This is a genomic window from Streptomyces sp. NPDC025806, assembly GCF_055558275.1.
On record NZ_JBVHMU010000027.1, the window covers coordinates 45,612 to 63,976 of the forward strand.

Consider the following 18,365-nt stretch of genomic DNA (forward strand, 5'->3'; position numbering starts at 1 on the left):
CTCCACCCGCCAGGACGAGAACCGATGCGCGCCGTCACCGGTTCGGCCCATCGGTGTCCCTCTGCCGAGGTACGGAACTCGGCTGTCGGTGCCACGCCGTAGCGTGCGCTCATGACGTACACGTTCATACCGCCGGTTCCGGCGGAACAGATCCGGCAGCTGCCCACCCGGGATGTCGCGCTCCTCCTTCTGCAGCATCTCGCCGCCAGCACCGGCTTCCTGCAGTACGGCGCAACGATGGGCTCGGCCCGCCAGGCGTTCCAGGACGAGCCGGACGCGGAGGGTCTCGTCGACCGCCTCTCCGATGCCTGGGCCTGGCTGGAGGCACACGCGCTGCTGTCCCGGGTTCCGAGCCAGTCGGAAGCCTTCCGTCAACTCGCCCTCGACGGCAGAAACCTGGCGAAAGACCCTGAGAGCATCACGCGGTTCGAAGCCCGCCAGCGGCTGTCCGGCCCGCTCCACCCGGCCCTGGAGGGCACGGTGCGCACCAACTTCGACCTAGGCGATTACGAGACCGCGTGCTTCGCAGCGATGAAGGCGGTTGAGGTCGCCGTCCGGGACGCCTCCGGCCTCGACAACTCCCTGGTCGGTGTGCCGCTGATGCGCAAGGCATTCCAGCCACACCAGAACGGCAAGGTCGGCGGCCCGCTCGCCGACGCTGGAGCCGAAGGCGGCGAGCAGGAAGCCGCCTCCGCCTTGTTCGCCGGCGCCATGGGCGCGTACAAGAACCCCGCCAGCCACCGCACCGTCGATTTCGACAATCCCATCGAGGCAGCCGAGATCATCCAGTTCGCCGACCTGCTGCTGCGCCAGGTCGAACGCGCCAAGCGCCGCCAGACCCCCGCAACCACGTAGCGGCAGAACGGACCATGGGTGGGCAGTGCACCTGGCGGAGCCAACCAGTCAGGGTCCTAGGCCTGGTCCGGTGGTGCTGGCTCGGCGGGGAGTCCGGCATCACTTCTTCTCCGGCTTCTCAGTGAGTCCGGGGTCCGTGCGTCCGCACCCCGGCAGTGAGCAGGGAAGCCTGAGGGCGCGGGAACATATAATCAAACATGTGAGCGATTTGAGTCCGGAGGAGCGGCTGGCCAAGCACAGGGCGGTCGAGATGTGGCTGGAGTACCAGCTACGGGAGACCCGGAAGGCCATCGCCGGCCTAGAGAAGAAGGCCGCTGAGTGGGAGCGCATGAAGGAGGTCGCCTACCGGGAGTCCCGTTTCACGATCGAGGCGGCCCGCACGGACGAGGGGCCGGACATCCTGCATCGTGGCGGCTGCCGTGACCAGCCCAGGCCGCTCGACTTCTACAAGCCGGAGGAGCTCGGGTGGGAGGTCGGGCAGCGCCAGCTGGTGCCGTGCACGCTGTGCAACCCCATGCCTGGTCTGCGCGGCGTCCGGATCCCGCGTGCTGACTCCGATGAGGGCGCCTGAACGTGGAGGGCCGCGTCAGCTGCCTCCGTGGTGACGTGGGAGATGAGGCGTCCTGGCCCGGCCGGAGCAGCCCCGCGCGCGAAAGACCAGGTCACACGAGAGGCTGACGGCGTGGAGTACCCGGTAGAGGTGGCACTGGCCGAGCAGGTGGCGGCGCTGCCCGCCGGTGATGGCTGGTTCTACGAGCCGAAATTCGACGGTCACCGCCTCGTCATGCACCGCACTGACCAGAGCGTGCTCTGCCAAGCCCGCTCTGGCCGCACCGTCACCGCCTCCTGGATCGACCTCGCCGTCGCCGGTCAGAGCGCACTGCGACCGGGCACGGTGATCGACGGCGAGGCCGTCATCTGGATCGACGGCAAGTGCGACTTCTCCGCCGCGCAGTCCCGCGCCAACTCCACCCCACGCCGGGCCGCCGCCCTCGCCGCACAGCACCCCGCTACCTACGCCGTCTTCGACTGCCTCGCCGTCGACGGCCGCGACCTGCGAGGACAGCCCTACCAGGAACGGCGCCGGATCCTGCTCGAGGTGCTGGAGGACGTGCCGCCGCCGATCCAGGCCGTCCCCGCCACCGACGACATCGAGGTCGCCCGGCTGTGGATCGACTCCCTCAAGGACCAGGGCATCGAGGGAGTCGTCGCCAAGCGGGCGATGAGCCCGTACCGCAGCACCCGCGTGTGGAGAAAGGTCAGGCACAGCAACGTGGTCGACGCCGACGTCGTCGGCTACACCGGCAGCCCGGCCCGGCCCAAGCAGCTCGCCGTGACCCTGCCTGACGGACGCATCGCCCTCACCTAGACCCTGACGACCGCCCTGGCCGGCCAGATCTCCCCCTACCTGGCCGACATCGGGCCACGACAGAGGGAGGTCACGGCGGCGGGCGAGCCGTACACCCCCGTCCGTGAGGGACTCGCCGTGATCGAGGTGGCCGCCGGCACCACACGCCACCGCGTCGTCACGATGATCCGCGTCCGGTAGCCATACACCCGACCGGCCGTCCACGAGACACCCGCGCACGGCACCCGGGGCCGGGCGCGACCGGGTGTGAGACTGGCGGAGTGGACAGGGAGATGGGGCGTGAGTCGCGGTGGGAGAAGGACGCGGTGACGGTCGAGATCGGCTACGCGCTGGTGACGGCCGCGTTCCTGGCCGCGCTCGTGTTCGCGGCGTTCTGGGCACCCACCCTGGTCGTGGAAGTTTCCACGCCGGTGAAGCACGCCCTGCTCCGCCGCGGCCGCGACGGCAGCCGTGTGGCGCGCCGTGCGGGTCCTGAGGCGTTTTGACGCCAACCGGCGGCAAGGCCGGTGAGCGACGTGACCGAGCCGCCGGGCCGCTACCACGTGGCCCTCATCCGGGACGGCCGGCGAGTCCTCGACGGCTGGTGGAACGAGCCGGAGACGGCCGAGAGGAAGTGGGCCGCTCTGGTCCACGAGCACGGCAACTATCCGGGCGCAAGGATCATCCTGACGGAATGGGGCGCCGACACCGAGTGGCCGTTGCAGGAGTGGCCGGAACCTTCGGCAGGGGCAGACGCCTGAGCCGACTGCGCGCCGTCGCCTAGGCTGCGTCACTCAGCTCGGGGTGCCGGACGGCCTTCTTCACGGCCTGTTCGGCGGCGAGCCGGTCGTCGGTTTCGGCCTGGGCGGCGAGCGATCTCCAGGCCGCGTCCCTCCACACCCGCCACTGCGCGTCGAACTCCGCGTGCTGCTCCGCCGACCACTCGCCGGGCGGTACCCGCACATCCTCCTCGCCCTGGCTGGTGAAGCGTTCCTGCAGTTCGAGGAGTTTCGCGTGTTCGTCCTGGGCGGCCTGCTCAAGAGCGACGAGGGCATCGAAATCAGTCACCGCCGGATCCTAACTCCGCCCCGCCCCCGCCATGGCCTGCGCGGATCCCGACTCGCGCCGCAGGCGAGCACCACCGAACCCCCTCGGACGGAGGGCGCCGTCAGCGCCGACTCCCCAGCAGAAGTCGTATGCAAGTAGGTATGCTGATGGGTATGACCACCCGTAAGCGCGTGACCGTGAGTCTGCCCGAGGATGTCCTCGCGGCAGTGAACAGCGAAGCCGGCGGGAACCTGTCGGCCTACGCGGCCAAGGCGCTCATGGCGCAGGCCGTGCGTGACTCCGCCGCCCGCCTGTCCCAGTGGCAGGAATCCCGGCTCCGCACGTACGCCGAGCTCGACGAGCTGCAGCTCGACGCTCTGGATGAGCTGCATGGCGGGACCGCGGCGTGAGCGACAACCTTCCGCCGCTGCGACGCGGCCAGGCCTGGGAGATCCCGGGCCGGCACAGCGGACACACCCTCCTCGTGATCGAGGCGGACCCCGCCCTGTCGGTGTTTCCCCGCACCGCCGTGACCGTCCTCGTCGACACCACCGGCACCGCGCCCGACACTCTCCTGTCCACCAGGATCACCACACCCGTGACCGGCGATGTCATCGGCACCCAGATCATGACCCTCACCGTGTCGGCGATCACCTCAGGTAAGTACCTCGGGATCGTCTCCGACGAGGAGATGGCCGCGGTCTCACGGACCCTGCGTATTGCGCTCGACCTCACCGACTGAGCGGGCTGGCACTGCTGGAGAAGTTCCGCACCGCACTTGTCACGGCCCGCGAGACCGCGATCGCCGACGACACCACCAAGACACCGGGAGTGGAGCACTAAATGCCCGACAGAAACCTGGAGTTCGGCAAGTTCGGCGCCCAGGGGATCAAGGGCTACGAGGCCGCCGCCCGCCGGCTCGACCAGCTCGCCGGGTTCATCGCGACCCCGGTCACCCAGCGCCGCGGCATGCTCGCGCGCCTGCACTACCTGACCCGCACCGAACATGCGAAGGCCGCCGCCCGCGCGGCCGGTCTGAAAGTCACCGACCGCACCCTGAAGCGGTGGGCCGAAGGCAAGGCGAACCCGTCCAGGAAGTCCCTGGCCCAGCTCGAGGCCGCCTACCTCCAGGTCCGCCGCCAGAACGTCGCCCGCCACCTCCTGCAGCGCCTGAACCGTGAAGGCCGCGGCACCCGGGTCGAGTTCCACCCGCTGAACCAGTCCCAGGTCACCCGCCCCCGACAGCGGGACGTGTCCTTCCGCAGTCTGAACGTGCGCCGGTGGGACCAGATGGTCTCCGCTTGGGCGGCTGATGATGACGAGGCGATGGACGAGGCCTGGTTCAACGGCATCACCGTCGACCTCGGCTCCGAGTACGGGGCCTACGAGTACGTGATGAACATTGGGTTCGCCGCCTGACCCGTGAGGCAGGCGCACGAGGCGGTGCGTTGTCCGACACGCGCGGTAATGTGCCTTTGCCATATGCGTGAGGCTGAAAGAGGGGGCCGCGATGGGCACGGTGCAGCACCGAGCGGGAAGGCCGGCCGGGATCCGCTTCGACGAGGACGGCCTGTCGGACCGGCAGTGTCAGATCCTCCGCTTCGTCGAGGGCCACATCCAGCGGCACGGCTACCCGCCGTCCCTGCGGGAGATCGGCCACGCCGTCGACCTGTCCAGCACCTCCAGCGTCTCCCACCAGATCCGCAGCCTCGAGCGCAAGGGCTACCTGCGCCGTGACCCGAACCGACCGCGCGCGTACGTGCCGGCCGAACCGTCGCAGCGCCGACGCGATCCCGCGTCCTCGGTCGGCCCACGACCGGCGGGCACGCGTTCGGGTGCCGAAGTCCCGGTGCCCGCCCAGCCGCGGGACGGCGCGCTCCCGTTCGGCCGGACGGACTCCGGGGTCGATGTCCCTGTGGTCGGCCGTATCGCGGCCGGTGTGCCCATCACCGCGGTGGAGAACATCGAGGACACGATCACATTGCCCCGCACCCTTGTCGGCGCGGGCGAGCTGTTCGCGCTGACCGTGGTCGGCGACTCCATGAACGGCGCCGCCGGAATCCTGGACGGCGACACGATCGTCGCGCGGCGCCAGCAGACCGCTGAACACGGCGACGTCGTGATCGCGATGCTCGACGGCGAGGCCACCGTAAAGCGGCTCCGCAAGGACGGCGCCGACACCTGGCTGGCCCCGGACAACCCCGCCTACCAGCCGATCTGGGGCAACCATGCGGAACTCCTGGGCAGGGTCACAGCCGTCCTGCGACGACTGTGAACCACCACGCCCGCACACCCGACGCAGGGCCGCGGAGGAGCTCCGGCCCTGCGCGGCGCCCTCAACCGACCAAGGAACGGAGGCCCTGAGAATGACCGCACCTTCCGACAACGACGGATACGCCGGGTGGGACCTGTGGGCACCCAAGCCTCCACGACCCCGCCCCCGGCGGACTCCTGCACCGCGCCGCACCACCCTTGAGCGGAATGAGACCTGCAGGACGAAGACCAACAACTGCGCCACGGTCGCGCCCGAACTGAAGGACGCCATCGGACACGATCCCGAAGGACACCGCATCGCCAGCCGCCTGGTCGGGCGGGGCATCACCACCCCGGCCCAGCTGTGGACCATGACCGTCAACGAACTGCAGCAGCAAGTCGCACGCCTTGGCGACAGCGCGCACCGCCGGCTGCGCGACCGGGGCCTCATGCAGCCCGAAGGCCCCGACACACGGGTCCTGCTGTCCATGACGGCCGCGTCCAGCCTGCTCACCCCAGCCGAGACCGCCTCGTTGACGACGCTCCTGCAGTACGCCACGGACATGTGCTGGACGATCGCGGGAGTCCTCATCGCCATGCCCGACGGCGAGCAGCAGCAGACGATTGAGTCGGCGGCTGGGAGCACGAACGCGGATCTGATCCTCAGCATCGAAGACGGAAAGATCGCAGCGCTGCCTTGGGCGGTCCTCCAGGACCTCTGACTGCGCCTCAAACCCTGGGGCGTAGCGGTCGACTGGGAACGAGGAGCCCCGGGACGGCGACGGTGACCGGCCTGGACGTGGCGGATTCACGGCAACTGGGGGACCGCGGGACACCGCGACCTGGCACGCCCATCAAACCCGGGGAGAGCCCGAGACTGAGCATTCGGCCTGGTCGTCCGCCGCTATGCGATATCCGGCGACCGCCGTGCTCTGCGCTCTGCTCGGAACGGCCCGGTAGCCGCTGCAGCGCACGGGCCCGATTCGCGCTGCTTCAGATGGTGCGGGTGATGGTCTGTGTGTACTGGCCGGGGCAGTGCATGGTCAGGTGGGTGGCCTCCGGCGCGTTGGCCCAAGGCCATGGCTGCTCGGGAGGATCGGGGACGGGCTGTTCGCCGTCGTCGCCGTCCCACATGCGTCCGTACGGGTCGGGGATGGTGCCCCAGCCCCAGTAGGGGAGCGGCCGGTCGGGGACGATGCCGAGTTCGGCGACTGGGTTGATCGGTGCGGGTGCGACCTGGCAGGCGTGACGCCAGTTGTCCCCTAGATCGAAGGTGTACTCGAAGCTCGCGCCGGGCGTGAGGACGTCGTCGACGCGGGTGTGGTCGGCGTCCAGTTCCCGGGCCGCGTCCTCGACGTCCCAGCGCCGGTGTTCGGTGGCCATGAGGCCGGTGGCGGGGAACTCGAACATGTGGAGGTGGCTGCGGTCCCAGCGGGCGAAGGCGTCATCGACGGCCTCGGCCAGAACGTGCAAGGAGTGCCGCGGATGTACAGCGAAGATCCTTCCAGGACGCGGCCAGAGCTCCCCGCTCGACCCGCCGCCGAGAAGTTCGACCCGCACGCTCCACCACTGCTCTGTCATGCCTGAAGTCTTCCGCTGCCCGTACCTGGCATGGGCGGGGGACGGGCAAACCACTCCTCTTGGGGAAGCACGGCCTTCTGCAGGCGCGGCGGCCAGCACGCCGGGACGGCGACAGGTCAGCTCGGGCTGAGGTGATACCGGGTGAAGATGCGGCCGTTGATGCTGTCGAGCAGGGGCCGCTTGAGGACCTGGGACAGCCGAGGGGTGCCGGTGAGGACCAGGGACAAGGGACGGTTCCGGTCGTCGGCGGCACGCCAGGTCCCGTACAGGCATGTCAGCCCGTCCGGCCGCAGCTGCTGGGCGTCGCGGACCACGAGTGCGGTGCGGCCGCAGCGGGCGAGTTCGGCGTCGATCTCCCGCTCCGCGTCGGACAGGATGCGGGGCCGGGCCCCGTGCCAGGATCCAGGGAAGAGGACCGAGTAGAGGGCGTCGATGACCGCGGTACGGTTCGCCGGCGCCCGCACGGTGACGTGGACCGGGCTGACGCCCTGAGCGCTCAGCACGGACGCGGCCGCCTGTTCGGCCGCATCTGCATCGTCTGCAGTGAGCACCATCATCTGGTGCACCTCCACAGTGGAGGCGATACGGTCACCCAGCTCTTCGACGACCCGGGACGGTAGTTCAGGCACGGAAGGCGACACGGCTTGCTCCCTGACAGTCGAGGTCTGCTCCCAGTGCAGCACCTCGACCCGCCACCGTGTGAGTGATGCCGTCAAGCAGACCCCATCGGGCGCAGTCACTTGACAAGAGGACAGGACCGCTGGGCCTGAGCCGCCCCGGCAGCCGCCTGGGCTAGCTGCGAGGTACCGTCGACGCCGCCCCGCTGGGCGCCACCGGCGGACGCCGATGTCAGAGCGTGCCCCTAGGGTCCGCGCATGGCGAAGAACAAGCTGCGCAACTCTGCGCACCGCGCCCGCCCGCAGCGCAGGCTGATCGCGTTCGTCGACGCGGACTACGCGAAAGGCGGGCGCGTCACGCGTCACCAACTGACCAAAGGCCCCGAGAGCTGGCTGACTGATCGTGTCGGCATCGTCTGGGCCCGCGCTGACGACCGCACCTACACCGTCGTCCGCGACGAACTCTTCGACGGCCCCGACGTCGCCGACCGCACCCTCGCGGCACACGCCGACGCCGATCTCGTCATCGGCCACGGTCTCCTCCAGGCCGACCTGCGCGGCCTGGCGATGGTGACCCGTATCCCTGATGCTCTGCTCGACCGCTGCATCGACACCTTGGTCGTGCTGCACCAGGCCCGCGGTGGCCGCTGGGCCACCGGCCTGAACCTCCAAGCTCTGTCGTGGCACACCCTGCGCACACGCCGGGCCAAGCACGGCAACGGCCGCTTCGACCTCACCCGGGCCCGCGGCGACTTCGACCCCCGTGAAGACGCCCTGCTCCACGCGCGCCTGTGGCAGCACCTACGCACCCACGCCACGTTCACCACACCAGCAACGACGACCAACCACACCCCCGTCACCACCACCCTCGACCCAACGACGCTCGCCCGCCTGACCGGTGGTGAGATGCTCGGCGCCGGCGAGTGGCATCGGCGCCGACTGTCCACCGGCACCATCCACACCACGGGCGACTGGGACATGGCCGCAGCCGAATTGGCAACCGCGGCCAGGACCACCCTCGACGACGACCTCGCGCCGCTGCGCGCGTGCGCCGAACTCCTTGACGGCGGGCCGGCACCGACGGGCTCAGTCCTGACAGGAGCGTTCCAGGTGCTCGGCCCGGGAGCCAACCTCAAGGCACGTCAGGCGCTCAGCGCCGGTCACTTCGCCCGCTCGACCGAGCGCCTGGCCGCCTATACCAGGGCCCTGTTCAAGACGCTCCATCCCGATGTTCACCGGCGGTGGCGGTCTGCCGAGCCCCTCTATGACCCCGTACGCCGGGAGATGGACTTCACCGCCCAGCAGACTGCCGAGACCGAACAACGCGAGGTCTTCCGCCGGTGCGCAGCCGTTGCTGAGCAGGTCCATCACGCCTACCGGCAAGGCGGTCGCGGATAGAACGGCGAGGTCCTGAGACTGCTGCGGCGATCGGACGACGCGTTCGACTCCCTAGCGCTCTATTGAGGCGGGAATCCCAGCGCGGCCTGCAGCAGACGGCTGGTCTCCGCGGCGGTTGCTCTCTTCGTCTCGTCACTCGTGGTCTCGGCCAGGTCGTCGAGGAGGAGCACGGCGGCCTGGAGGACGCCGAGTTGTACCGATACCGGCTGCAGGGCCGCGAGGGCGGCGGCTGCCTGGCCGGCGGCGGACACCTCGGTGCCCGCCTGGGGGATGAGCGCGGCCACGCCACGGCCCAGTTGCCGCGACAGCGGAGGAGGAACAGTCACGCACGTCATTCTCCACCGGCCCTCACCGAACCATGGCACGCGGACCGCAAAAGGCCAGGTCAAACCTCACACGCGCACTGAGCCTTGACCTGGCCACGCCCAAGCTGGTCTCATCCTCCAGCGCCCCGGGCAGGAAGCCCTTGCGCTCGAGGGCTAGCAGCCGAGCAGGCCGCGGGACCAGGCCCACTCCCACGCCCGGAGTGGCCAGAAGCGCCAGCCCAGAACGGACTTGCGCGCCTAGCTCCTGCTCCCCGTACCTTCCGTGCCGAACCGAAGCCCCGCCCGACGGCGGGGCTTCGGTCTTCTCTTCACCCGTGCCGCGGCGCCGCCGTGCGCCCTGAATCTCCGAGGAGTCATCCATCATGAGCCCGGCCCCGACTTCTTCCTTCCCCGCCGCCCGCACTACCCCGGTTGAGCCGCGGCAGCAGCCGTACGTGGACTGCCGGGTGGGCGGCTGGCGGCTGACCGGGCAGCGTATTCCGGTCCGCCTGCTGACGACGGTGCTGACCGTCGCCGGCGGACTCGCCGGATGGTGGGTCCGATGACCAGCTGCCGCCCCCGGTACGTCAGCTCCCCACTGCCAGTGCCGACAGGTAGCGCCTTTTCCATCAGCTGCCGCCCGTGCGGCGGGCTCGTCGTCGATGACCGGATAGGCCCGCGCTCCGCCGAACGCCGCGCACTCGGCGTCCTGGGGCAGGCGGAGGACTTCCGGCAGGTCGCTGTCGGCGTGTGAGAGCTGCCGGACGCCAGGCTGAGGGCTGGTTCGTCAACAGGGGAGGCAGCCGCCGGTCACCCACCCGATCGAGTGGTGGGCACAGGACCGGCACGGCCATGGTCAAGATGAAGTGCGTCCGGGAGGCGGGTAGTTGGCAGTGAGATCGGGCTCTTCTTGATGGCCGGGAAGAGTCAGGACTCCCCTTGTCGGCCCAACAGCCTGGCGCTGGGACTACTGCATCCGAGGTCGAGGTGTCAGTGCGTGTCCCTACGGTCACCTGCCAGGTCCGGGCGGTGTGCTCGGAACCGGTTTGAGAAGGGAGTGAGACAGGTGACCACGGTGATGGAGCAGCGTGCTGCGGACATGGGCAGTCCGACACGGGACCTGGACACGATGCGGGAATCTCTTGCGGACCTGGCCAGCGAGCAGGGCCTGCATCTGGTCAAGGGGGCGCTCAGGCTGGAAGGGCACTCGTGTGAGTTCGACGCCGACGACATGACCCTCGAGGCGTTCTGTGAGCTCGCCGGCCGGGCACGGCCGGTCTTCCTCTACGTCCAGGACCACCGGTTCGACGCCGAGGAGTTTGACGCGGACGAAGACGAGATGAGCGAGCTGGACCGCAAGGGCCGAGCACGGCTGGCGGAGCTGCAGGAGCGCGCCCGAGCCGAGCACGGTCGATGCCACAACCTCGTTGTGCAGTTCATGTCCGACGGCGTAGCGCACGTATGGGACGCCGATGCCGACTGGCACGCAGAGCTGGAGGCAGACGCTGCGGAGCTTGCTGAGGACTACGCCGAACCCGAACTGACCAAGCCGAAAGACCCACCGCACACCTCTGAGGAAGTCGACCGGATCGCCGGTCTGCTGGTTCAGCTGCCCGCCTTCAGGGAGGCGACCAAGATGGCCGAACGTGAACGGATCGCGCTGCGTGAGCACCCTCAACTTCGCTCCGTCGAGCGCCCCACCGGCCTGAGTCTGCTGGGCCACTAGGCTCTGCGTGAGGCACACATGCGCGCTGCCGATGAGGCCAAGCAGGCGTACTCCGCGCTGGCTCGGCAACTGCCCGAAGTTGCTGCCGATGTCCTGGCCACCGGTGTCCTTGACGGTGCCACCGCCGCTCCAGCACGCAAGGCGGCCCTGCGCGCGTACCTGACCGAGCGAACCGGTGGATACTCGCCGACCCGGGACGTTGTGGAACTGCTCAACGCCGAACCTGCGCTGAAGAAGGGCCCGCGCCGCGTGCCGGCCGCATCGACGGCGGAGTTGTGGGGTGGAAGCGGAACCTGACCGGGCGATGATGAAGTTGGCCGGCGCCCAATCCGCCGAGGCGGGTGGCAAGGGCGCCGGCCACCGAAGAACCACCCGCGGGCGGGAGGTCTGGCTCGACTATAGCTTCGTGCCGGTGGCACGGAGGCCGGATTGCGCTACTGATTCGTGAAAGCCCGGTAGTTTTATTTCGTCGACGCGTGGTCGTGTTCGTCGGGTTCCTGTCTGGGGGAGTGACTGTGTTCTGCATCGAGTGCATCGCGACTGGCGTTCAGGAGGGGGCGTGGTGATCCGGGCAGGGCGCGTCGATTTGGTGCAGTCGCGGGAGGAGTTGGCGGTGGCGGCGTTCCCGTTCACGGGGATGAAGCCGGCCACGTTCGTCAAGCGCAAGCCCTATACCGCACCCGGTTTCCCCGCCCCGATCAGCTCGCTGGGAGCGCGGGTGCTGCTGTGGGACAGCGAGCAGACCGCCGCCTACTATGCCGGCGCCCCGATCCCCGAACTCCCCAGCGTCGACGACGGCGAGGACCTCCTGGACCGCAGCGAGTCCGCGGCGCTGCTTGGGGTGGCGGCCAGTTCCTGGGACGTCTACAAGTCCCATCCGCTCGTCCGCCCGCACCTGGTCAAGGTCAAACGCGTCGACCACTGCCCCCGCCACGTCGTCGAGTCCTACCGCGTTGCCCGCGACACCGGGTCCGGCCGCACCGGCAACCCGGGCCGGCCGACGGGGAGCGGCGACATGGTGCCCCGCGACGAGATCCCCGCCCGAGTCGGCGCCCTGCTGGACGCGGACCCGACCGTGACGTCGAAGACCGTCATGGACGGCCTCGGCCTGTCCTTCGCCGCCGCCACGCGCGCCCTGTCCCGCCTGCGCGGCGGCCGGATCGCCGACCTCGTCACCGCCGAGCCCGGCCTCGAGCCGGCCGCGGCCGCGCTGCGGCTCGGCTACCCGAAGGCCGTCCACCGCGCCGCGATCGTCTACGCCGCCACCGAGCTGCGCGCGAGGCAGGCACGCCCGTACGTCCAGGAGGTGGCCGACGCGCTGGCGGACGAGGGCCTGGCCGTGCGCCAGGACGTCGACGTCGTTCACATCACCCACGATGCGGTCGCCGGGGCGGTGCTTCTTGCCGCTGACGCGCCGGCGGCCGCCCTGGTGTGGGACGAGCGATGGGGCTGGCGCACTGCGGTGAGCCGGCGCCATCCGATCGGCAGGGACACAGGGCAGCCGCCGACGGGAGACGGCATCCGCTACCTGAGCCCGGAGCACCACGCACCCGCGGCGGACCTGATCGCCGCGATCTACGACGGCCGACGCGGCTCCAGCACTCCCGCGGCAAGGAACTGAAGACCCCGAAGCCCACCAGTCCCCGTTACAGCCGGGACCCACACCGCAGCAGTGGTGCAGCACCAGAAGCCGTTGCTGAACCTCGGGCGGTCTGAGCGGTGTGTGGGCGCAGCTCAATCGGCCCAGCCCCAGGGCCACGCCCCCGAGCAGGGGGGTCCGGCGTGCCAGGCGCCGGGGGCGGCGGTTGGTGACGGGGCGATCATGCCGCCGATGGACCGTCAGCGGTGCACTTTGATACACGGATTGCCGGACGACTTCGTGGCCACGGCGCACAGCCACGTCCCGTCAGGGAAGTTCCGGTTGACCTTCCAGGAGGCCACGGAGAACTTGGTCATGCCGGCCGACACGAACCGAGCACTCTTCCACCCCGTGACGTTGGACTGACCGGCCGCAGAGCCGGTGTGTCGGTAGACCCGGAACTTCTCCCCGTTGCGGTGGTGCGTGGAGGACACGGTGATGCTGTCGACGTGCAGTCCACGGCCCTTGACGTCGATGGTGACGGACTCGTTCGTGTCCGACCCGCTCATGGGGACCGACGCCGACGACACGGGGGCCAGACACAGGACAACGGCCGCAGACGTCAGACATGCCTTGATCACAGTTCGCATGATCGACCTAACCGGCGTAGTGATCACACGGGCACGACAACGGGCGCGGCGTCACCCGGCCGAGCGACAGATGTCGATGTCGAGGTCAGCCAGCGAAGACCACCGCAAACACCGCCCGGCACCAGCGGGCCGTATCGTTGAGCTGATCATGGAACTGCTGCCGATTGCCGCTGCTCCCAGTGTCGCCGAACGGGCCGAAGCCCTCGCTGACGACGCCGCGCACCTGGCCGACCTCACCACACAACCCAACTCGTGGAATGAGGCGGCCGTCGACGACGCCCTGGAGGCGATCGAGCTGATCGCTCGGTCCCTCCTGGACGTGCGTCCAGGCGCCCACGACATCTTCCGAGCCGTGCTCAGGCTCCGGGAGCAGCACATCGAGCCTCGGACCGAGGCCGAGCCGGCCCGCCCCGGCGGGCTGGTTGCCCCGCGCCGCGAACGACGCGCACTGGGACCCGGCTGGAAAGGACTCCACTGAGCGGGGACGCCGGAGATAGCAGCGTGGAGGGCAAGATGACAGGCACCTGAGGGTGTGGACGCCTACAGTGACTCAGGCCGTCCCGCTCGCGCCTCGACTGAACGAGCTACACAAGTCCGTCCTCGCGCGCGATCCAGCAGGCCGCGGTGATGTACCAGTGAAGTTCGGCGCCGGTACGGCCCTGGAGCGCTTCGGGCAGGTCATCCATCGCGCCAGTGAGGACCTGGTCGGCGCGGGCCATCGTGTGCACGTACAGCGTCAACGCGGGCAGCGTCACCTTGGTGAACGCCGCTGCGATCGTGGCCCGCACGTCCTGCGCGTGCGACCGGAGAAGGTCCTCACCACGGCGGCCCTGCGCGAGCGCGTCCGCGATGTTGGCGTCGGCCGCGCCGTCCAGCCAGTCCTGGATGGTCGGCCACGATTCCTGACTCATGACATGAGTGTCTGTCGGCAGGTGGGGCTTTCGGTCTCGTACACGCCGACCTGCGGTCGCTGTCTTCCGGCCCCGGCCGACGCGCCCCGCCCCGGGCTCAGCGAGATGGTCGAGACGGGCGGCCTCGAGCTGCTTCTTGGTGACCTTCTCGGTGCCGTCCAGGATCGCGCTGATCGCGGCTTCCCGGATCAGCGCGGACAGACTCCCGATACGCCCCCCGGGGTACGCGCGTGCAGGTAGCCGGCCATGCGCCCCAGCGACCCGGCACGATGCCGTTCAAGACGCAGCAGAACCCGTCGATCGGAACTTCACCGTGTTGCTAGCCCAAATCCTCGACCCTAGCGGCAGGTTGGCAGAGCCTCACCGATTGGCATATGCCAGTGCGGGTAAAGCAGGGACAACGGATAAGCGGATGGATGATTTTGTGGGTTCAGCCTCGTTTATGACGGAGGACGCACATGCCCGCACGTGAGCCGAGTCGTTCCGCAAGAGTCCGCCTAGCCCGCCAGCGTTCGCGACCGAGTCGAGTGAGGGCCCGGGGAGGGGTTGATGATCCTGTTGCCGAAACAGCGTGGTGGCGCCGAATTAGATGGGCGATGCTTGGTGCCGTTCTTACCGTCATTGCAGGTATCGCAAGCGTAATCTTCACGGGCATCGCCACCTACTATGGTGCGGCGGTCTCTGCCGAGCAGTTGGAGCAGGCGCGCGAAGATTCAAGGGATAAGCAGCGGAAGCAGGCTTCACAGGTCACTGCCTGGGTGGATGAGACGGGAAAGCGACCGCGCTACCACATCGTCAATCGGTCTCTCCAGTCAATTACCCAACCTAACGTTGTGGGTCAGGCGTATCTGGCCCCACGCTTGAGAAAGCTCAAGGGAATCGATATCGGGTACTTCGTAATTTTTGGCCCCAGGGTTCTCCAGCCCTGCACTCAAATTGAGTTCCTATTGAGAGATGACTTCAGGTTTTCGCAAACCGAGTCGGCGACAGAGCCGTTGATTGTTACTACGTTCCGTGATGCGAATGGGAAGCCCTGGTTGCGTGCTGATGTTAGTGCCAGCCAGAGTGTTGAATTTTCTGAATCTCTTCTTCCTGCGGACGAGGGGCCTGATTTCCTTAATGGGGCACCGTCGGGCTATCTAGAGGCCTTAGGTCTAAAGGTTTCCAAAGCGGATCACTGTGGAGACGGCGCGTAGGCGCCACGCCTGTGCGGGTGCTCAGCCTCGGGAGAGAAGTTGGGGAACCAACCGGCAATCAACGGTGCCCAGGCTGAGCACGTGACGGTGAGCTTGACGACGTCCGGGATGTCGCCTTCTTGCCAGTGTGGTTGGTGGCCCGGAGGGCCTGTGCACCCTGGTTGAGGCCGTAAGCGGCATCGGCGATGAGCATCAGGGCGACGGCGCTTGAGGAGACGAGTCACGACAGGAGCCTGCCGCGCGAAGGGAGGCAGCACGGCGGGCTTGATCACTCCGTGATGGTCGGACGGAGGGCGCCGGCGGCCGTGACTGTAGCCCGGACCAAGCCCAGAACCCGCAGCGGCTCCGCGTGCGCCCTGATGCTGTGTCACTTAGCGTCGGTGGTGGGCGGTGACAGGAAGGCCCTTTAGGGCCCCGCATGTGCACGTGTGTGGGGCCCTCTGTCATGCCGACCGCGGACACGGCCCGGCACAGGGCGTCGTGGGCTCTGCGACGGGCGCGGGCGCAGCACCCGGTCAGGGCGCAGCACTGGGCACACCTGAGAGCACCAGTGCGGGCGGTGTGGGGCGCGCCGGGCCTCTTCCTTGTTGGGGTGGCGGGGGCGCAGCGCGGGCCGGGGTGGGCGGCAGGCGCAGCGCTCCGCGCTGCACCGGCCTGGCCGCGTGCCCCGGGGGGCCGCTCCGCGCCCGCCCCGGGTGCGAGCGCTCCGCGCTCTCACGCGCTGCGGTGCCGGGCAGTCGTTCCCGGGCCGCTCCGCGCCCCGTTCACTCGCTCCGCGCTGCCCGTCACCTTGCCCTCGCCGCTGCGCGTCGAGGTCCCCACCCCGTCCCGCACTGTGCCCCCGCCACCCCACCCAAAACCCCGTCTGACCTGCGGAAATAACCCGAAAGAGATCCCGGAAACCCGCGCGAGAGACCCTAAAACAAGATATATTTGTCTTGTTCGGAAGGGCTTGTGGCAAAGCCTCCGAACGCCGAAGAACCACCCCGTACTTGAGGGAGACTCATGCCCAACACCCGTACTAAGGCTGGCTTCGCGCTGCTCGTACGCACCGACGGCGTGTTCCGCCTGCTGGACTGGCCGGATAACACCGATCACCACCTGAAGATCCTTTACGCTGCCTGCGACTGCACCCACATCGACGCGGTCACCGTCACCGAGGCCCTGACCCTGTGGGTCGACGACGAGGGCATGCTGAACGGCGCCGAGTTCAACGCTCCGGCGACCCGCCTCTACGCCCTCCACCGGCCGCCCCACCAGCCGTACTTCGGCCAGGCCCTCTTCACCGGCGGCACCGACCCGCACGGCAACACCCTCGGCCTGACCGCCGACGAGGCCGCGCACCTGGTCGAGATGCTCCTGACCGCGTTCGGCGGCCACGTCCCCCACCAGCGCCGCCCCCAGGAGGACTGACCCAGTGGAGACGTACACGTTCGTCTGTGACTGGCTCACCTACGAAGGCCAGCCCCAGGGCGCCAAGTTCACCGTCGTCACCGACGGCGCCACCCACGCGCAGGCCGTCGAGAAGGCCGCCCAGGCGATCCTGCGCCGTTTCCCGGAGCTGGCGGAGACGGAGACCCCGGCCAGCATCTGGGACGGCCCGCACAGCGTTGTGAGGCTCGCCGAGTTCTACGGCGACATCACCGCACGACTCGTGGACGCGGACGACTACGACACCGTCCGCTGAACCACCCTCACCACCCCTTCGGGGCGGGGGAGTGGCACCCCCGCCCCGAAGGGGCCTCACCGAAGAACCGCCCCGAAGGAGACCCCACGTGGGCTACGACATGTACAGCGAAGCCGAACCGACCGACCAGCAGGCCGCCCAGATCCGCACGGCCGTCGAGCGTCTCGACAGCCTCAGGGACCAGTACCTGAACGCCCGAGGCCCGGTCGCGCGGACCGCGATTGAGGACCAGATGGACGCGGCCACCGCCGATTACGAGAGGGCCCGTAGCGGTCTCTACTTCCGTCTCAACATCTGGGGCATGGGCCACGCCCGCGAGGTCATGAGCGCGCTCAGCATGGTCATCCCGACCCCGTTCCCCGCGTGGCCGACGCTGGACGCGTTCGGGCTGGACGAGGAGCCCGATGAGCCGGAGGGCTCGGAGGGCGCCGAACTCGACGCGGCACGCGACGCCCTGACGGACCCGCAGCGGGCGTACCTCGCCGCCGTGCGGGCCACCCGGGACGGGGACGCCGGGCTGGACGGAATTCCGTCGTTCAAGTTCGGCAGCAATGACGGATGGCTCGTCACGCCCCGCGAAATCACGGCCGCACTCACCGCGTGGGAAAACGCCGACCCGAAGGAACGACAGGACGTCGATAAAGAGCTTCCCTGGTGGAGTGAATGGCTCGACTTCCTGAGGTACAACCAGAACCATGGGGGATTCAGGGTCTACTAGACCCGCCCCTAGAAAAGGTGCCTGCCCTCGAAACGAGGGCAGGCACCAGCCGTATAAAGGCGTGTGAGGGGTGGTCAGTTCCGGCAGGCGGCTGCGCTGCGCTCCGCCGCCGGCCTCCTCTCACAGGGCCACGACCAGGCATGTTCGTGAGGCCGGGGAGGTTGCGCGAGGTCTGGAGCAGGCGCTAAGGTGGTCCCAATACAAGAGAAGAGCTGTTGCGGAGATAGCCTCAACAAGGCAGATAAAGCGTGAGACTGACTCACCGTCAATTCTCGACAGGGAAAGCCGAAAGCGAGCCGGAACCCCACCCCGCAGCCAGCCTCAGGAATTCGCGGAGCGAATTCAGTTCCAGCCCGAATCGCGGAGCGAATTCGGGCCCAGGCCAACGGAGTTGGCCTGGTATTCCGGCGGAGCCGGAATACGGAATTGCGAAGCAATTCCTCTTTCCCGCCGCGTAGCGGCGGCGCGTCGTGTCTGCGGAGCAGACCGCGCGC

At 68.8% G+C, this 18,365-nt stretch carries 26 protein-coding genes; 20 read left to right on the forward strand and 6 right to left on the reverse strand.

Annotated features, from left to right (window positions below):
* The first annotated feature begins 111 nt into the window (after window positions 1-111).
* The 5 genes from ACZ4E1_RS36755 to ACZ4E1_RS36775 all read left to right on the forward strand — a co-directional run bounded on the left by ACZ4E1_RS36755 (window position 112) and on the right by ACZ4E1_RS36775 (window position 2,964).
* On the forward strand, window positions 112-855 hold the full coding sequence (locus ACZ4E1_RS36755; RefSeq protein ID WP_467547785.1) for a TIGR02391 family protein: 744 nt from the start codon (window positions 112-114) through the stop codon (window positions 853-855).
* 199 nt (window positions 856-1,054) lie between these two features.
* Window positions 1,055-1,426 (forward strand): hypothetical protein, encoded by a 372-nt coding sequence (locus ACZ4E1_RS36760; RefSeq protein WP_467547787.1) that lies wholly within the window; start codon window positions 1,055-1,057, stop codon window positions 1,424-1,426.
* A 111-nt stretch (window positions 1,427-1,537) separates the two neighbouring features.
* Window positions 1,538-2,224, forward strand: a complete 687-nt coding sequence (locus ACZ4E1_RS36765) for an ATP-dependent DNA ligase (RefSeq protein ID WP_467547789.1) — start codon at window positions 1,538-1,540, stop codon at window positions 2,222-2,224.
* 272 nt (window positions 2,225-2,496) lie between these two features.
* On the forward strand, window positions 2,497-2,709 hold the full coding sequence (locus ACZ4E1_RS36770) for a DUF6332 family protein (protein ID WP_467547837.1): 213 nt from the start codon (window positions 2,497-2,499) through the stop codon (window positions 2,707-2,709).
* Window positions 2,710-2,739: 30 nt separating this feature from the next.
* Window positions 2,740-2,964 (forward strand): hypothetical protein, encoded by a 225-nt coding sequence (locus ACZ4E1_RS36775; protein ID WP_467547791.1) that lies wholly within the window; start codon window positions 2,740-2,742, stop codon window positions 2,962-2,964.
* A 19-nt stretch (window positions 2,965-2,983) separates the two neighbouring features.
* Here ACZ4E1_RS36775 and ACZ4E1_RS36780 read toward each other — a convergent pair whose 3' ends face one another.
* Entirely contained in the window at window positions 2,984-3,271 is a 288-nt protein-coding gene (locus ACZ4E1_RS36780; RefSeq protein ID WP_467547793.1) for a hypothetical protein, read from the reverse strand.
* A 152-nt stretch (window positions 3,272-3,423) separates the two neighbouring features.
* Here ACZ4E1_RS36780 and ACZ4E1_RS36785 point away from each other — a divergent pair, with 152 nt between their 5' ends.
* The 5 genes from ACZ4E1_RS36785 to ACZ4E1_RS36805 all read left to right on the forward strand — a co-directional run bounded on the left by ACZ4E1_RS36785 (window position 3,424) and on the right by ACZ4E1_RS36805 (window position 6,225).
* Window positions 3,424-3,660 (forward strand): type II toxin-antitoxin system CcdA family antitoxin, encoded by a 237-nt coding sequence (locus ACZ4E1_RS36785; protein WP_467547795.1) that lies wholly within the window; start codon window positions 3,424-3,426, stop codon window positions 3,658-3,660.
* Complete coding sequence (locus tag ACZ4E1_RS36790) at window positions 3,657-3,992, forward strand: hypothetical protein (protein WP_467547797.1); 336 nt, start codon at window positions 3,657-3,659, stop codon at window positions 3,990-3,992. Before ACZ4E1_RS36785 ends, ACZ4E1_RS36790 begins: the two co-directional genes overlap by 4 nt.
* A gap of 101 nt (window positions 3,993-4,093) precedes the next feature.
* Window positions 4,094-4,669, forward strand: coding sequence for a transcriptional regulator (locus tag ACZ4E1_RS36795; protein WP_467547799.1), 576 nt, complete (start codon window positions 4,094-4,096; stop codon window positions 4,667-4,669).
* 91 nt (window positions 4,670-4,760) lie between these two features.
* Complete coding sequence (lexA, locus tag ACZ4E1_RS36800) at window positions 4,761-5,525, forward strand: transcriptional repressor LexA (RefSeq protein ID WP_467547801.1); 765 nt, start codon at window positions 4,761-4,763, stop codon at window positions 5,523-5,525.
* Window positions 5,526-5,616: 91 nt separating this feature from the next.
* Entirely contained in the window at window positions 5,617-6,225 is a 609-nt protein-coding gene (locus tag ACZ4E1_RS36805) for a hypothetical protein (protein WP_467547803.1), read from the forward strand.
* 271 nt (window positions 6,226-6,496) lie between these two features.
* Here the strand turns inward: ACZ4E1_RS36805 and ACZ4E1_RS36810 are convergent, their stop codons facing one another.
* Together ACZ4E1_RS36810 and ACZ4E1_RS36815 are read right to left on the reverse strand one after the other, a co-directional pair.
* Window positions 6,497-7,084, reverse strand: a complete 588-nt coding sequence (locus ACZ4E1_RS36810; RefSeq protein ID WP_467547805.1) for an IS1096 element passenger TnpR family protein — start codon at window positions 7,082-7,084, stop codon at window positions 6,497-6,499.
* 116 nt (window positions 7,085-7,200) lie between these two features.
* Window positions 7,201-7,725: a hypothetical protein gene (locus ACZ4E1_RS36815; RefSeq protein ID WP_467547807.1), complete on the reverse strand. Its 525-nt coding sequence runs from the start codon at window positions 7,723-7,725 to the stop codon at window positions 7,201-7,203.
* Window positions 7,726-7,959: 234 nt separating this feature from the next.
* On the opposite strand from ACZ4E1_RS36815, the gene ACZ4E1_RS36820 reads away from it, so the two are divergent.
* Window positions 7,960-9,099, forward strand: a complete 1,140-nt coding sequence (locus ACZ4E1_RS36820) for a hypothetical protein (RefSeq protein ID WP_467547809.1) — start codon at window positions 7,960-7,962, stop codon at window positions 9,097-9,099.
* A 59-nt stretch (window positions 9,100-9,158) separates the two neighbouring features.
* Here the strand turns inward: ACZ4E1_RS36820 and ACZ4E1_RS36825 are convergent, their stop codons facing one another.
* The gene (locus ACZ4E1_RS36825; protein WP_467547811.1) at window positions 9,159-9,434 is read right to left on the reverse strand and encodes a hypothetical protein; all 276 of its coding nucleotides are present in this window, start codon (window positions 9,432-9,434) and stop codon (window positions 9,159-9,161) included.
* Window positions 9,435-9,787: 353 nt separating this feature from the next.
* On the opposite strand from ACZ4E1_RS36825, the gene ACZ4E1_RS36830 reads away from it, so the two are divergent.
* From ACZ4E1_RS36830 to ACZ4E1_RS36845, 4 genes are all read left to right on the forward strand, one after another.
* Window positions 9,788-9,970, forward strand: a complete 183-nt coding sequence (locus ACZ4E1_RS36830; protein ID WP_467547813.1) for a hypothetical protein — start codon at window positions 9,788-9,790, stop codon at window positions 9,968-9,970.
* Window positions 9,971-10,470: 500 nt separating this feature from the next.
* The gene (locus ACZ4E1_RS36835) at window positions 10,471-11,130 is read left to right on the forward strand and encodes a hypothetical protein (RefSeq protein ID WP_467547815.1); all 660 of its coding nucleotides are present in this window, start codon (window positions 10,471-10,473) and stop codon (window positions 11,128-11,130) included.
* Window positions 11,131-11,148: 18 nt separating this feature from the next.
* On the forward strand, window positions 11,149-11,427 hold the full coding sequence (locus ACZ4E1_RS36840; protein ID WP_467547817.1) for a hypothetical protein: 279 nt from the start codon (window positions 11,149-11,151) through the stop codon (window positions 11,425-11,427).
* A 262-nt stretch (window positions 11,428-11,689) separates the two neighbouring features.
* Window positions 11,690-12,751, forward strand: a complete 1,062-nt coding sequence (locus tag ACZ4E1_RS36845; protein WP_467547819.1) for a DUF6292 family protein — start codon at window positions 11,690-11,692, stop codon at window positions 12,749-12,751.
* Between the two features lie 218 nt (window positions 12,752-12,969).
* Here the strand turns inward: ACZ4E1_RS36845 and ACZ4E1_RS36850 are convergent, their stop codons facing one another.
* Window positions 12,970-13,278 carry a hypothetical protein gene (locus tag ACZ4E1_RS36850; RefSeq protein WP_467547821.1) on the reverse strand — a complete coding sequence of 103 codons (309 nt, stop codon included), beginning with the start codon at window positions 13,276-13,278 and terminating at the stop codon, window positions 12,970-12,972.
* Between the two features lie 229 nt (window positions 13,279-13,507).
* Between ACZ4E1_RS36850 and ACZ4E1_RS36855 the strand changes: the two genes are divergently transcribed.
* Complete coding sequence (locus ACZ4E1_RS36855) at window positions 13,508-13,837, forward strand: hypothetical protein (protein WP_467547823.1); 330 nt, start codon at window positions 13,508-13,510, stop codon at window positions 13,835-13,837.
* Window positions 13,838-13,943: 106 nt separating this feature from the next.
* Here the strand turns inward: ACZ4E1_RS36855 and ACZ4E1_RS36860 are convergent, their stop codons facing one another.
* Window positions 13,944-14,270 (reverse strand): hypothetical protein, encoded by a 327-nt coding sequence (locus tag ACZ4E1_RS36860; protein ID WP_467547825.1) that lies wholly within the window; start codon window positions 14,268-14,270, stop codon window positions 13,944-13,946.
* A 596-nt stretch (window positions 14,271-14,866) separates the two neighbouring features.
* On the opposite strand from ACZ4E1_RS36860, the gene ACZ4E1_RS36865 reads away from it, so the two are divergent.
* The 4 genes from ACZ4E1_RS36865 to ACZ4E1_RS36880 all read left to right on the forward strand — a co-directional run bounded on the left by ACZ4E1_RS36865 (window position 14,867) and on the right by ACZ4E1_RS36880 (window position 17,871).
* Window positions 14,867-15,466 carry a hypothetical protein gene (locus ACZ4E1_RS36865; RefSeq protein ID WP_467547827.1) on the forward strand — a complete coding sequence of 200 codons (600 nt, stop codon included), beginning with the start codon at window positions 14,867-14,869 and terminating at the stop codon, window positions 15,464-15,466.
* Between the two features lie 1,005 nt (window positions 15,467-16,471).
* Window positions 16,472-16,879, forward strand: a complete 408-nt coding sequence (locus ACZ4E1_RS36870) for a DUF3846 domain-containing protein (protein ID WP_467547829.1) — start codon at window positions 16,472-16,474, stop codon at window positions 16,877-16,879.
* Between the two features lie 4 nt (window positions 16,880-16,883).
* Entirely contained in the window at window positions 16,884-17,153 is a 270-nt protein-coding gene (locus tag ACZ4E1_RS36875; RefSeq protein ID WP_467547831.1) for a hypothetical protein, read from the forward strand.
* Window positions 17,154-17,241: 88 nt separating this feature from the next.
* Entirely contained in the window at window positions 17,242-17,871 is a 630-nt protein-coding gene (locus ACZ4E1_RS36880) for a hypothetical protein (RefSeq protein ID WP_467547833.1), read from the forward strand.
* The last annotated feature ends 494 nt before the right edge of the window (window positions 17,872-18,365 follow it).